General features: G+C 68.6%; 1 protein-coding gene. It reads right to left on the bottom strand.

The annotated features are described in order from the left end of the window. Window positions 1-398: hypothetical protein (locus tag AC1DGW_RS16905; protein WP_478025215.1), on the bottom strand; the 398-nt coding region annotated here is incomplete at both ends.

The following is a 398-nucleotide window of genomic DNA, read 5'->3' as shown; positions in this document are numbered from 1 at the left end:
TTCAAGCCAAGATCGCCGCCGCTGGCGAGCAGGCCATCAGCGCTGTTGTCCAGCAGGCCGTCCACCGTCACCTGCAGCGTGGACGTGCCAGCCGCCTGCACGGTACCGCCGACATTGCGCAGCTCAGCGGCGGTGAGGTGAGTATTGCCTGCCGCGGCCAAGGTGCCCGCGGTGTTGTCGAGCACACCCGATACCGTCAGGCGCGTATTGCTACTGCCGGCCGCCTGCAGCATGCCGGCGCGGTTGTTCACCGTGCCGGCGTCCAGCTGCAGCGCGCCGTTGGTGGCAATGATGCCGTCGGCATTGTCCAACGCGTTGCGCACCTGCACGCGCAGGTCATCCGTGCCGGCTGCGATCAGCTGTCCGCCGGCGGTGGTCAGGTTGCCGGTGGTGACGGC

This window comes from Stenotrophomonas sp. 05N423 (assembly GCF_056397145.1).
This window is presented reverse-complemented; position numbering and strand designations above follow the sequence as displayed.